Origin of the sequence: Undibacterium pigrum (genome assembly GCF_003201815.1) — a bacterium.
Classification (GTDB): domain Bacteria; phylum Pseudomonadota; class Gammaproteobacteria; order Burkholderiales; family Burkholderiaceae_D; genus Undibacterium; species Undibacterium pigrum.
Window position 1 is genome coordinate 255,259 of the sequence record NZ_QJKB01000008.1, and the last position, 12,744, is coordinate 268,002.

General features: G+C 48.5%; 12 protein-coding genes. 8 read left to right on the top strand and 4 right to left on the bottom strand.

The window, feature by feature from the left end; translation table 11 throughout:
• The first annotated feature begins 169 nt into the window (after positions 1 to 169).
• The 6 genes from DFR42_RS21590 (at position 170) to DFR42_RS21615 (ending at position 6,223) form a co-directional block, all read left to right on the top strand.
• On the top strand, positions 170 to 781 hold the full coding sequence (locus DFR42_RS21590; RefSeq protein ID WP_110257103.1) for an outer membrane lipoprotein: 612 nt from the start codon (positions 170 to 172) through the stop codon (positions 779 to 781).
• Between the two features lie 250 nt (positions 782 to 1,031).
• Positions 1,032 to 1,868 carry a substrate-binding periplasmic protein gene (locus DFR42_RS21595; protein ID WP_110257104.1) on the top strand — a complete coding sequence of 279 codons (837 nt, stop codon included), beginning with the start codon at positions 1,032 to 1,034 and terminating at the stop codon, positions 1,866 to 1,868.
• 24 nt (positions 1,869 to 1,892) lie between these two features.
• The gene (locus tag DFR42_RS21600; protein ID WP_146218940.1) at positions 1,893 to 3,887 is read left to right on the top strand and encodes an ATP-binding protein; all 1,995 of its coding nucleotides are present in this window, start codon (positions 1,893 to 1,895) and stop codon (positions 3,885 to 3,887) included.
• Positions 3,888 to 3,939: 52 nt separating this feature from the next.
• Complete coding sequence (locus DFR42_RS21605) at positions 3,940 to 4,656, top strand: pseudouridine synthase (RefSeq protein ID WP_110257106.1); 717 nt, start codon at positions 3,940 to 3,942, stop codon at positions 4,654 to 4,656.
• A 177-nt stretch (positions 4,657 to 4,833) separates the two neighbouring features.
• A complete protein-coding gene (locus tag DFR42_RS21610) occupies positions 4,834 to 5,448 on the top strand; it encodes a ParA family protein (protein WP_110257107.1) in 615 nt (204 codons plus the stop codon).
• 166 nt (positions 5,449 to 5,614) lie between these two features.
• Positions 5,615 to 6,223, top strand: a complete 609-nt coding sequence (locus DFR42_RS21615) for a lysophospholipid acyltransferase family protein (RefSeq protein ID WP_110257108.1) — start codon at positions 5,615 to 5,617, stop codon at positions 6,221 to 6,223.
• A gap of 66 nt (positions 6,224 to 6,289) precedes the next feature.
• Here the strand turns inward: DFR42_RS21615 and DFR42_RS21620 are convergent, their stop codons facing one another.
• Positions 6,290 to 7,378 carry an acyltransferase family protein gene (locus DFR42_RS21620; protein WP_170133622.1) on the bottom strand — a complete coding sequence of 363 codons (1,089 nt, stop codon included), beginning with the start codon at positions 7,376 to 7,378 and terminating at the stop codon, positions 6,290 to 6,292.
• A gap of 325 nt (positions 7,379 to 7,703) precedes the next feature.
• On the opposite strand from DFR42_RS21620, the gene DFR42_RS21625 reads away from it, so the two are divergent.
• Positions 7,704 to 8,318 carry a flagellar basal body-associated FliL family protein gene (locus tag DFR42_RS21625; protein ID WP_170133623.1) on the top strand — a complete coding sequence of 205 codons (615 nt, stop codon included), beginning with the start codon at positions 7,704 to 7,706 and terminating at the stop codon, positions 8,316 to 8,318.
• A gap of 168 nt (positions 8,319 to 8,486) precedes the next feature.
• Here the strand turns inward: DFR42_RS21625 and DFR42_RS21630 are convergent, their stop codons facing one another.
• Positions 8,487 to 8,669, bottom strand: a complete 183-nt coding sequence (locus DFR42_RS21630) for a hypothetical protein (protein WP_110257111.1) — start codon at positions 8,667 to 8,669, stop codon at positions 8,487 to 8,489.
• Positions 8,670 to 9,155, bottom strand: a complete 486-nt coding sequence (locus DFR42_RS21635) for a CinA family protein (protein ID WP_110257112.1) — start codon at positions 9,153 to 9,155, stop codon at positions 8,670 to 8,672.
• A 311-nt stretch (positions 9,156 to 9,466) separates the two neighbouring features.
• Here DFR42_RS21635 and DFR42_RS21640 point away from each other — a divergent pair, with 311 nt between their 5' ends.
• Positions 9,467 to 10,294 carry an HDOD domain-containing protein gene (locus DFR42_RS21640; protein ID WP_110257113.1) on the top strand — a complete coding sequence of 276 codons (828 nt, stop codon included), beginning with the start codon at positions 9,467 to 9,469 and terminating at the stop codon, positions 10,292 to 10,294.
• Between the two features lie 62 nt (positions 10,295 to 10,356).
• On the opposite strand, the gene DFR42_RS21645 is transcribed toward DFR42_RS21640, so the two are convergent.
• Positions 10,357 to 11,964 (bottom strand): NAD(P)/FAD-dependent oxidoreductase, encoded by a 1,608-nt coding sequence (locus DFR42_RS21645; RefSeq protein WP_110257114.1) that lies wholly within the window; start codon positions 11,962 to 11,964, stop codon positions 10,357 to 10,359.
• Positions 11,965 to 12,744 lie beyond the last annotated feature (780 nt).

Below are 12,744 nucleotides of genomic sequence, written 5' to 3' on the forward strand. Positions count from 1 at the left end.
ATTCATAAAAAAAACCCGTCGCAATGACGGGTTTTTTTATGCCCGCAGACATCAGGAGAATGTGTAACTGTCAACTATTGTAATTTACGTCATCAATTTTTGCTTTGAGGCGTTAACTGCTTTATGTTTCGCCTTGCGACATATATTTTGATTAATTGAGGAGCTTTACATGAATAAGAAATTACTGGTAGCCAGCTTGATGTTGGTGGCCGTGACTGGTGCCTTTGCGCAAAATATGACTGCCAAACAGCAGTACGCTGCAGACAGCAAGCGTGCGACTCAACGCTACAACGAAGATAAAAAACTCTGTGCTGATGCAGGTAGTTCTGCAGCCAGAATGCAATGCCTGCGCGATGCCAAGGCGGAATACAATACTTCTCTGGCAGTAGCGAAGCAAAACATGAGCAAGCCAGTGGCTGCGCCAGTCAATGCCAGGGTTGAGCCTGTATGCGCTGACTGCGGCAAAGTCGTTTCTGTTGAAGTCAAGGACAAGGAAGGCGAGGGCGGTGCTTTAGGTGTGATCGCAGGCGGTGTAGCCGGTGCCATATTGGGTAACCAGGTGGGCAACGGTACCGGGCGCGACCTGGCAACTATTGCAGGTGCGGCAGGTGGTGCGCTGGCGGGACATAAGATAGAGCAAAAAGTGAAAACCACCAAGGTGTGGAATGTGACCGTTGCCTTTGACAATGGCAACAGACAAACTTATGTTTTCGATCATGAACCAGTGATGATGTCAGGTGATGCCGTCAGGGCAAATGGTAATTCCATCGTTCGTCGCTAAGCTCATTTGTACTCATTTGCATAGATGGAAAATGAATAAGGCCGGATAATACAGACCTCTGCAAGCTGATTCCTGTTGATTCCGGCTGATTTCAATATGATAAGAATCTTGCACTTATCATCAGCATTTGGAGGAATTATTTTCTTTTTGGAAACCGTTCCTCCTTCACAACTACTTCCTTGCCAAGCCTAATTCCAGCAGTTAGACTTAAGCGTCTATTCCCCCTGTTTAATGCTGAGAAGGTCGTGCTATGAAGCTTGAATCTTACAAAGCTATTCATTCAAACAATGCCTTGCTACAGTTGTTTTGCGGGGCAGCTTTGTTGTTTGCAATGGCATTTAGTTCAACTGCGCACGCCAATGAAGCTTGCAAGACTTTGCTGGCGACTGGTAATCCTGAATATCCCCCTTATCTATGGCGTGACCCTGAAGATGAAAACCGTCTGATAGGTGCGAATGCCGAGTGGATACAATTGCTGTCCAAGGAAATTGGCATCCCTATAGATATCAAATATGTCGGTCCCTGGGGACGTGTACAGGAAGAAGCAAAACTCGGCCGCGTTGATTTACTGGCAGGCGCTTTTTTCACCCAGCCCCGGCTGGAATACATGGATTATTTTTATCCGGCTTTTCGCGAAACCCGCACCGTTATCTGGACCCGCAGTAATTACAACCTGCCGTATAAAAAATGGTCTGACCTCACTGGCAAGCAGGGTGTGACCGTCATCAATAATAGTTTTGGTGAAGAGTTTGACCGTTATGCCAAGGAATCATTGAAGATATCCATGGTCCCCAGCCTCGAACAGGCATTGAAGATGTTAAGCCTGTCGCGTGCTGATTATTTGATTTATGAAGAAGATCCTGGCCTGGCCTATGTCGCCAAGCTGAATATCTCAGGCTTGAAAACTGTCGCGCCACCGATTACGAATGAAAATTTATATTTGACGCTGTCCCATAAATCAGCCTGCAATACGCCAGAAATGCGTGGACGTATTGCCAAGGCTGTTTACAAGCTGGACAAGCAAAACGTGATGAGCAAATTAATCACCGCAAATATACAATTGTGGCGTAAACAACAATCCAAGTAATCGCCGCAAACAACAGGTAAACCATTGCGTACACTCTCCCTCCGACAAATTCTTATTATTGGCGTTGTGGTTGGTATCGTATTGCCTGCGATAGTTCTGGGGCGTTTCCTGGTGCAGGACAGATACGAGCGTGAATTGCAGTTGCGCGTGCGTAATCCCATGTCGCAGTATGCCGATATGCTGGCGCGTGGTATGGCTGTACCCGTCTGGACTCTCGACAAGGCCGTCGCCAATCAATTCATCCAGGCCGTCATGCGCAACCCGGAAGTGGTCAGCGTAGAAGTGCTGGACGAGTCCAAGTCTATTTTCGCGCACAGCAGCAAATTCAAAAAAGCCGATGCCAAGTTGCTGCGCGAAGAGCGCCCCATCATGCTGGAAACCAAGGTCATAGGCAGTGTCATGCTGGAGCTGACTACCGAGCATATAGAAAAAGAATTGTGGGCAGATTTTCTCAAGCTGGGCGTAGCCTTGCTGGTGCAAGTCGTGTTTTCATTCATTCTGATCTGGTTATTGTTTGAGCGTCGCATCGTCAGGCCTATCATGGAATTGCAACTGGCGACAGGCAGGCTGGCGCGTGGCAAGCTGGACCAGCCGCTGGAATGGGCACGGCAGGATGAGCTTGGCAATCTGGCCCAGGGTCTGGATAAAATGCGGCTCAATCTCGGCAGGTTGATCACCGAGCGTGAAGCGCAAAACATCACCTTGCAGCAGGAACTCAATGAACGCTTGCGGGCAGAGCAGGCTTTGCGGGTGACTGAAGAAAAGTTCATCGGCATCTTCCAGGCGTCCCCCGTTGCCATGACGGTGCTGCGCAAGGCCCAGCATTACAGCATGATTGATGTCAACGATGCCTGGGTCAGGCAGTTTTACTGGTCACATGATGAAATTCTGGGGGATAGCGAAACCCAGAAAGCGCTCTGGCGCAACGAAGCTGATTTTCATGAAATCTTGCGCATCGTTGAGCGTGACGGTGAAATTCATGACTATGAAGCCTGGCTGACTTGCGGCCAGCAAGAAAAGATCATTCTCTGCCAGGTGTCGGGGCGCATGATACGTCTTGGCAATGAGCCGCTTATTATCCTGGTGCAGGAAGATATTACTGAAAAACGCCAGAATGAGCAGGAAATCCGCAATATGAATACCACGCTGGAACGCCGGGTGTCTGAGCGTACCCAGGCTCTGGAAGTTGCCAATAGTGAATTGACCATCGTGCTGGAAAACCTGCAGCGCGCCCAGCGGGAATTGCTCAGGACAGAAAAAATGGCCGCTCTGGGTTCACTGGTTGCAGGTGTCGCCCATGAACTCAATACCCCTATAGGTACCAGTGTCACTGTAGCCAGCACCCTGGCCCAGCATACCGATGCCGTTCTGATTGAATTTGACAAAGGCCTGCGCCGTTCTGTGCTGGAAGAATATTTGCGCAATGCCAAGACGGGTGCTGATTTGCTGCTGCGCAATTTGAGCAAGGCGTCTGAGCTGGTGATCAGTTTCAAGCAAGTCGCTGTCGACAGGACCAGCGCCAACCGCCGTGTCTTTGCGCTCGATGAAATGCTGTCAGAGCTTATCGTGACCATGGGGCCGACCATACGCAAGACGCGCCATGACATAGTTCATCATGTGCCACCCAAGCTGATGATGGACAGTTATCCTGGGCCACTGGGCCAGGTGATGACAAACCTGATCAATAACGCATTTATCCATGGTTTTGAAGGCGATTTCCGCGGGACTGTGACTATTACTGCACGTATTTCTGACGAGGATACGGTTGAAATTATCGTGCGCGACGATGGCAAAGGCATTGCCGAAGTCAATCTGGGCCGTATTTTTGACCCTTTCTTTACCACCCGCCTCGGGCAGGGCGGGAGTGGCCTGGGTTTGAATATCGTTTACAACCTCGTGACTGGTGTACTTGGCGGCAATATCTCGGTCGAAAGTCAGCTGGGCAAAGGGACTTCATTCAAAATGAATTTGCCCCTGCAGCCGAAGATGATGGCAGATGAAACTGCAGTGCTTGAATGAAAGCAGATGGCGTGACTAGCCGCAGCAGGTATACATCTGATAAAGTCGCGTCATGACAAAACTAAGCTTAGATAAAATCCTGCAGTCGCAAGGATTTGGAACCCGAAAATACTGCCGCGATCTGGTGGAAGATGGCGAAGTCTCCATCAATGGAGAAGTAATACGCAACGTCAAAACCAGCTTTGAAACCCAGGGCTTGCAGTTTCATATTTTTGATGAAGACTGGGAGTTTCGCGAACGCGTGTATATCGTCCTCAATAAACCGGCCAATTTTGAATGTTCGCGCAAGCCCAGTCATCATCCTGGCGTGCTGACTCTCTTGCCAGAGCAGTTTAGCTGGCGTGATGTGCAACCAGTCGGTCGCCTCGACCATGACACGACCGGTATGTTGCTGATGTCTGACGATGGCCCGTTTATCCATGCGCAATCCTCACCCAAGCGCCATGTGCCCAAGGTATATCAGGCAACTACGGCTGAACCGGTGACTGAAGATCTGGTGAATTTATTATTAAAGGGCGTCAAGCTGCACGACGAACCAGAGCTATTAGCCGCAATACATTGCCAGAAGCTGGGCGAGAATCTGCTGGAAATCGTACTCGAACAGGGTAAGTATCACCAGGTCAAGCGCATGCTGGCAGCCGCAGGTAATCATTGTGCCGCCTTGCAACGTACCACCATAGGCAAATTGACGCTGGAATCACTGGAGCTGGAAGAGGGGGAATGGTCTTATCTGACACCTGAGCAACTGGCTTTATTGGTGCCTTCCTGAGTTTTTGCTGGGTTTTCGTTGCGGTATTGGCCATTTTTGGTTTTGATGGATGAAATTATGGGTGAAATCCGTGTAGGCTCTGGTTAAAATGCCTGGAGCTTATTTCATCTCTGCGTATGAAGTATGCGTTCGTCAATAGCAGGTACAGCAGTTCTTGAACTCTAACAAGGAGTGGACATGCCAGTCATTGCAATCGTCAATCCCAAGGGCGGGGTAGGAAAAAGTACGGTAACCACCAATCTGGCTGGCTATTTCGCTTCCAGCGGGCATAAGGTCATGCTGGGCGACACTGACGTGCAGCAGTCGTCCCGCACCTGGCTATCCTTGAGGCCTGAGAACCTGCCACAGATACAGCCCTGGGATATCGCTGACGGTAATGTCCTGAAGCCACCCAAGGGCACTACGCATGTGGTCCTCGATACCCCTGCTGGTTTGACAGGTAGCAAGCTTGACGCTGTGCTCAAATCTGCAGACAAGATCATCGTCCCTCTGCAAGCTTCTATTTTTGACATCCTGGCCACGGAAGAATTTCTCAAAAGCCTGTCCCAGCACAAGAAGAATGGCTATCAGGTGGGGATACTGGGCATGCGGGTAAATACCCGTAGCAAGGCGGCTGAACAACTCGAGCATTATGTAGATCAACTGGGTTTGCCAGTGCTGGGTTTCTTGCGGGATACACAAAACTATATACAACTGGCTGCCCATGGCGCCACGCTATGGGACGTCGCCCCCTCAAGAGTAGAAAAAGACTTGCCGCAATGGGAAGGTATCCTGAGCTGGGTGAAGACCTGAACGCAGTTTGTATTGTCCGTGCATAGCCGCGGCGAGGCTGGATGAGTGCTTTCGTTAATTTATCTTAAAAAAGCAGATATTTATTTCCCATTTTGCTGCTGCTCACTATAATGCCGCTTGCTTGAAGAGAAGGCAGAATTCTCTTTTCTTATCAAAGACTTACGGCATGCATCTTACCATTTTTGAAACTCCCATCATTAATACCATCATGCGCTGGCTATCGGTGTTATGCCTGAAGCTGGCAGGCTGGAAGGTGGAGGGTATCGTTCCTGCCGAACAAAAATATGTCCTGATTGCAGCACCGCATACCAGTAACTGGGATTTCCCTTTTACCCTGATGATTTGCTTTGCCCTGCGCTTGCGGGTGTACTGGATGGGTAAATCCAGCCTGTTTCCGCCTGTCCTGGGCCATATCATGCGCTGGCTTGGTGGCATCCCTGTGGACCGGGCCAAGTCCGGCAATCTGGTGCAGGGCACAGTTGATGCTTTTCATGCCAATCAAAGGCTGACTGTCATCGTGCCGCCAGAAGGAACACGCGGCAAAGTCACGCACTGGAAAACTGGCTTTTACTACATCGCGCAAGGTGCAGGGGTACCGATTGCCTTGGGTTATCTGGATTTCAAGCGCAAGGCTGGCGGCATAGGCAAAATGTTTGCCCTAAGCGGTGACATTACTGCCGATATGGAAAAGATACGCGAATTTTACTGCGGTATTTCTGGCAAAAATCCGCAGCAATTTGATGAAGGCAAAATACAAACCCGGTTAGAAAAATAATATCCAGATAATATCCAAAGAAGATACGGGCAAGACTGCTTTCCAAGATATTCTCAAGATTTTTTCTTAAGGTTCCTGATGCACAGTCTTGTCCTGTGCTTCAGTCGCAATCACCACTGGCTGGACTGCTGGTTGCTGTGGTATTTGAGGTATCAATAGCCAGCTCAAGGGGTTCAGGATAAAGCGCTTGGTCAGCATTTCAGTCTTTTCATGCGCACATGCCCAGGTAATGAGCATGGACAACAAGACTGATATTGCCAGGGCAATGGTGTTCTCATGCTTGAAAATGGCGCGCAATACGCCAGTCTCCTGCAAGATAATCAGCGCCATACCATGCCACACCAGCACATAAATCGAACGTTTGCCTATATTGGCCAGGCCCAGTTCTTTTTGCGCCAGTAAATACAGTACTGATAATCCTATGACTGTAGACGTGGCATATTGCAATAATTGATACATGCTGCCTGTCAGATTCGCCATTTCCAGGCGATGCAGGGAATAACTGCCATAGAACCAGCGATAGTCAAAATCACTCTTCAGCAAAAAAGCACCAATGAATGCGGCAATGACAACGGCTGCACTGAACCACAGTCTTTCAGTTTTTTTGACACTGAATACATCTTGCCCCAGCTTCCAGCCCAATAAAAAATAAGGGAAGAAGATAAGGGTGCGCGATATGCCGAGGAAGTAACCTGCATGTTCAGAATAACTGCCCGCCAGCGAGAGCGCGACTGCCAGCATCACGCCAAACTGCATGCGTGAAAACAAGGGCAGCAGCAAGCGCCAGCATAACAAACTCAGCAAGTACCAGAGCATCCAGTAAGGTGCGACCAGGCCAGCATAGACGCTGGCATTGCCTTTCAAGATAAACTCGGTCGCCTCATAGATAATTTCAAAGCCTATCAGCGGTACCAGGACAGTAGAAATAAGTTGAGTGGCATTTTTATCATCCCACTGTGCCTTGGAAAACATGCCTGACATCAGCGCAAACATGGGCATGTGAAAGGAATACACAAAAATCCAGATGGAACGCAGCACATGATCTTCGCCCACATAAATCTCTATCAGATGGCCAAAGACAACCAGAAATATCAAGACAGCTTTGATATTGTCTATGCTCAGGTTTCTGACTTTAGGAAGGGCGGATGTGGTCATGCTTGCAATGTCGTGCGGAGGGAATGTCGACATGATAGCTAAATCAGCCCTTGTTTTACACCCTTAGTTTGTAACGAAGCGTTGGCTACGGCGTGATTCTGTCGGGCTGAAACAGGAATGGCGGGTGTAGGCCAATCTGATTATTGTAGCTAATATGACAAATATAATGCGTTCATGACAAGCCGTCAGTTTGATATGTATTCGCTGATGATTGAAGAAATTGAGTAAAATAAGTGTATGCTTTCCCAGTTATAAAAATTTCCCTATGGTAATGTAATTGCCCGGTCGCGGATAAATACCCATGCCCTGGTCAGATGAGGTAGTCATGTCTAAAGATAGGTCAAAGGCCAGTATTCTTAGTGCACAACTGGATTTTGAAGCCATAGATGGCAGCGCGCCTAAACCAGTGCCTGTTCCGGATGATGATGTGCAAGAAGCCAAACCAGCTCCCAAGGCTGTTCCTATACGTAGCGCGCCACCTGTTCAAACACCCAAAAAACCAGCGCTCGAAAGAAAGCCTGTCAAAAAAAAGAATAATGCAGGCGACCGCTTTGGTGCTTATGCTGCGGCAATCGTCTTGGTTGGTTTTGCCATCATGCTGGCGATTTTCTTTTATATCCGCAGCGTGAATAGTAATGCTGCCGGACTTAGCTATTTCGTCCTGCCACAACAAGTAGCAAACCTGAATGGCCAGGTAGTGCGCATGCAGGTCACCATACAAGTGCGCACGGAAGATAGCGACTGGTTATATGAAAACAAGAAATTGTTGACGAATTTATTCCAGATCGAATTCGCCAAGATAGATCCGGACGATTTGCATAGCGAAGAAGGTTTCGATACCGTCAGGTCTCAGCTTAAAACTGGCCTGAATCAATCCTTGCAAACCGACAAAATAGAATCTGTATTGATTAATGAACTACTTGTGCAGAACAGAGAGTAGCTGTCGTTTTGATAGAAAAAAGGTTCATGTCTGAAAAACATGGACCTTTTTTCTTGATCAGGCGCTGATAGCGATGCTCTGGCCATTGGTAGTTGCAAGAAAATTGTAGACGTGTAACAGGCGCAGTGATTATTTGAATCTGTTACTTCAAAATTTCGTGCTGCCTGACTAAGGCCTGCGTCTGCAGCGCAGTGCGCATAGCCTTGCCATCTGGCACGGCCATGCTGCGGATATTAAATTTTCCAGATACCTGGCAAGCAGGGTAGTAATTTCAGTATCATCATCCACCAGCAAGACTTGCAGGCGGCCTGCATGTACGGATGTCTGCACAAGGGTGGATGATGTCTGCATTTATAACTCCTTGATATATCGCAGTAATTTATCCAGGGCATGGACCACAGTCTGTTCACGCACGGCTTTCCTGTCACCAGAAAACACTCGTCTCTCCGTGTGTGTATTGCCGCCGACTACCCAGCCAAAGCATATGGTGCCGACGGGTTTGCCAGGTACCGCACCGGTAGGGCCAGCGATGCCTGTGGTGGATAAGGAAATATGTGCTTCAGAATTGGCCAGCGCGCCCTGTGCCATGGCTGCGGCGATCTCTTCGCTGACTGCGCCATGCTGTGCTATCAAGGCAGCTGGTATATCCAATAATTCCGTCTTGGAGGAATTGGAGTAGGTAACAAAACCGCAATCAAACCATTCTGAGGAACCGGCAATTTCTGTAATGGCATGCGCCACACCGCCGCCTGTGCATGACTCTGCAATGCTGAGTATAAGTTTTTTGGATTTGAGTTCTTCACCAACCTGTGCTGCGAGTTCTATGGCGTTTTGCATGATGTGTCTCCTGTCTGCTTGCTCTGACTTGATGAACTGATCCAAAATCGATGATGCTAAAAGTACTTTACCACCATGTCTACCCATAAGTGAAGCAAAGAAACAAGACAAAAGTCAGATGACGAATTTATGTAAAGCAACGCAAGCAGCAAAAAAGGATTTCTGAAAAACCAATATCAGAGTATGATTTTTGATAGCAATGTGCATTCTTTCCACGAATAAGGAAAATTTGCTGAAGGTGTATCAATTTCCGGAAATAATGAGGCTAAGACCTCATGATCTACGATCTACATCCCCAAAGGAGATGCCCTATGAAAATCGAGACTCTGTTTCAGCAGCAAAATGCTTTGCCATCAATACCCAAGGTCGTCCAGGAGGTCATAGACAGTTTTAATAATGATGACGTCTCCATCGACGAAATTGCCCGCAAGCTGTCTGCAGATCAGGTCCTGAGTGCAAAATTGCTGCGGCTGGCAAATTCTTCTTATTACCATGCCTCAAGGACTGTAGGTTCTGTCGATGATGCTGTGCTCATGCTGGGCTTCATGACGGTGCGCACTCTGGTTGTCAGCAGTGGCCTGACCAGTGGCTTCAAGTCCATGCCTGGAGTCGACCTCAAGCAATTCTGGCGCTACAGCCTGCATACAGCAGTGGTCTCAAAATGGCTGGCAAAAAAAGCCCATTGCAATTCAGACTTCGCGTTTACTGTCGGCTTGATGCACGGTATAGGTCAACTGGTCATGCATGCAGGTATGCCGGAACAAATGCTGCAAGTCGACAAAACTGCCGGGCCTCTGGACCCACGCCGCCCAGATGTTGAGCGCACCTCTTTTGGCTACGATTTCTTTGATGTCGGTGCCGAGCTTTCCAGGCGCTGGCGCTTCCCCGACACTTTTGCAACCGCCATCAAAGCTTGTGGCGAACCACTGCAGCAGTCAGAATTTGACCAGATAGGTGCGGTCGTCCATATTGCTTCCTGGTGTGCAAGAGGGGAAGAAAGTCATTATTCCCAGGAAGAGCGTGAAGCCACCTTCCCAACAGAAGTGGCAAAAAAACTCGGTATCAAGCCAGAGCTCATTCTGGCAGAAATGCCGCCGCTGGCAGAGTTGAGTGCAGGACTCGAAGATCTTTTAGGTTAAAGCTTTTGTAAAAGAAAAATGGCAAAAACGAATTCCGTTTCTGCCATTTTTTTCGTCGTATTTTAAGTGTTTGCCTGAATATCAAGAGCAACCGCTTCCGCCACCCTGATGCCATCTACTGCGGCTGACAAAATCCCACCTGCATAGCCAGCACCTTCACCCGCCGGAAACAGGCCGCGGGTATTCAAGCTTTGCAAATCATCGTCATTGCGCTTGATACGGATAGGAGAAGAGGTACGTGTTTCCACGCCAGTCAAAATTGCATCTTTCATTGCAAAGCCTTTGATCTTCTTCTCAAACTCAGGCAAGGCTTCGCGTATTGCTGTGATCGCAAATTCAGGCAACACGCGTGCCAGGTCGCACAAGGTAATGCCTGGTTTATAAGATGGCTCTACTGTGCCCAGTGCAGCAGAGGGGCGGGCCGCCAAAAAGTCACCAACCAGCTGGCCTGGTGCGTTGTAGTTACCACCGCCCACTTCATAAGCCTTTTCTTCCAGCGCTCTTTGCAAATCTATACCCGCCAATGGATCGCCAGGGTAATCTGCAGGGGTAATGCCTACCACGATAGCCGAGTTGGCATTGCGCTCATTACGTGAATACTGGCTCATACCATTGGTCACGACACGGCCCGGCTCAGAAGTCGCTGCCACCACAGTGCCGCCTGGGCACATGCAGAAGCTGTATACAGAGCGGCCATTTTTAGCGTGATGTACCAGCTTGTAATCTGCTGCACCCAATATCTTATTACCCGCATTTGGGCCAAAGCGCGCCTTGTCGATGACAGACTGCGGATGCTCTACCCTGAAACCTATGGAAAACGGCTTCGCTTCCACGTAGACACCGCGGTCAGCAATCATCTTGAAAGTATCGCGCGCGCTATGGCCTATCGCCAGTACCACATGCGCAGACTCTACATATTCACCGTCATTCAGTTGCACGCCCTGAACCTTGCCTTCGACAATATCAATATCCGTCACTTTTTGCTCAAAGCGGATTTCTCCACCCAATGCTTCTATATTGTGACGCATCTCCTCTATCATCTTCACTAGGCGGAAGGTGCCTATATGTGGCTTGCTGACATACATGATCTCTTCTGGTGCGCCAGCCTTGACGAACTCAGTTAGCACCTTGCGGCCATAATGCTTGGGGTCCTTGATCTGGCTATATAATTTGCCATCAGAAAAAGTACCTGCACCGCCTTCACCAAACTGTACATTCGATTCAGGCTTCAGCTCACGCTTGCGCCACAGGCCCCAGGTATCCTTGGTACGTTCACGTACTGTTTTGCCGCGCTCCAGCACGATAGGACGAAAACCCATTTCAGCGAGCAGCAGTGCCACAAACAAACCGCAGGGGCCAAAACCGATGACGACCGGACGCTTGAAGGGTTTGCCATCCGCATGTGTGACAAACTTATAGGACGTATCCGGCGTCTCCGACAATTTTGTGCGGTTTCTGTGGCTGGCCAGCAGAGCAGCTTCATTCGTCGTTTCTACATCTATGGTATAGATCAGGATGATCGCTGTCTTCTTGCGCGCATCATAGCTGCGGCGGAATACAGTAAAGTTGATCAGCTCTTTTTCAGTGATACCCAATTCCTTCAGCACGGCTGCTTTCAGCTCGTCTTCGGCATGGTCCAGTGGGAGTTGTAAATCGGTAATGCGCAACATAAATTCGGTCCAGATGACACTAATGGCAAAAATGACTTACTTATATATAAGCAAGCCTATCGCTTTTTGATTAGTGGTTTGATGAATCCAGTATTTTAACCGCATGTGCTTTGATATAAAGATTTCCTTGTATAGAAAGCCGATACTTAAATCAGTTGCGTTATTGATAGAGGACCGATCCTTGCATCTGATGCCCACGTCAATGCCATATGATCACGCAAGAAAAGAACCCAATAAATAATTTCGCAAAAAACTTGCAAAGCCCCCCGTAAATTTGCTATAGTCCGCCTCCCGCTGAAGAGCGGGCGAAGATGGAGTGGTACGGAGGCTTGAGCGCAGCAATGCCGCGGAAAGCCTGGTCTGGGAATAGCCTGAAGAGTAGTGAGGAATAAATCTAAAAGATTTAAACCGAAGCGAAAAAAGAAGGCAGGGTGTTGACAGGCAAGAAGAAGTGCCCCATAATCTCGTTTCTCTGCTGCTGACGCACACAACGCTGCGACGCAAAACCGGATGAATAAGTAGTCTGGTTGAGTAGAAAAGATTTCAGTTCTTTAACAATTAACAGTCAATAAATGTGGGCACTTGGTGAAGCGCACCAATTAACTTAGGTTAGTTGGCATGCTTAAATAATATAGCAAGTGTTCACAAGAAATAACAAAGCAAGACGGTGATTTAGAAATGAGTCACTGAACTGTCAGTATTTTGAGTGAGCGACATGTCAGTAAAATGACATAGACAAGAAATTGTCGAAAAACAGAGATTAAACTGAAGAGTTTGATC

Bases quoted from the DNA above. Each gene is read 5' to 3' on its own strand.
- DFR42_RS21590 (WP_110257103.1), top strand. From the start codon at position 170: ATGAATAAGAAATTACTGGTAGCCAGCTTGATGTTGGTGGCCGTGACT.
- DFR42_RS21595 (WP_110257104.1), top strand. From the start codon at position 1,032: ATGAAGCTTGAATCTTACAAAGCTATTCATTCAAACAATGCCTTGCTA.
- DFR42_RS21605 (WP_110257106.1), top strand. From the start codon at position 3,940: ATGACAAAACTAAGCTTAGATAAAATCCTGCAGTCGCAAGGATTTGGA.
- DFR42_RS21610 (WP_110257107.1), top strand. From the start codon at position 4,834: ATGCCAGTCATTGCAATCGTCAATCCCAAGGGCGGGGTAGGAAAAAGT.
- DFR42_RS21615 (WP_110257108.1), top strand. From the start codon at position 5,615: ATGCATCTTACCATTTTTGAAACTCCCATCATTAATACCATCATGCGC.
- DFR42_RS21620 (WP_170133622.1), bottom strand. From the start codon at position 7,378: ATGACCACATCCGCCCTTCCTAAAGTCAGAAACCTGAGCATAGACAAT.
- DFR42_RS21625 (WP_170133623.1), top strand. From the start codon at position 7,704: ATGTCTAAAGATAGGTCAAAGGCCAGTATTCTTAGTGCACAACTGGAT.
- DFR42_RS21630 (WP_110257111.1), bottom strand. From the start codon at position 8,669: ATGCAGACATCATCCACCCTTGTGCAGACATCCGTACATGCAGGCCGC.
- DFR42_RS21635 (WP_110257112.1), bottom strand. From the start codon at position 9,155: ATGCAAAACGCCATAGAACTCGCAGCACAGGTTGGTGAAGAACTCAAA.
- DFR42_RS21640 (WP_110257113.1), top strand. From the start codon at position 9,467: ATGAAAATCGAGACTCTGTTTCAGCAGCAAAATGCTTTGCCATCAATA.
- DFR42_RS21645 (WP_110257114.1), bottom strand. From the start codon at position 11,964: ATGTTGCGCATTACCGATTTACAACTCCCACTGGACCATGCCGAAGAC.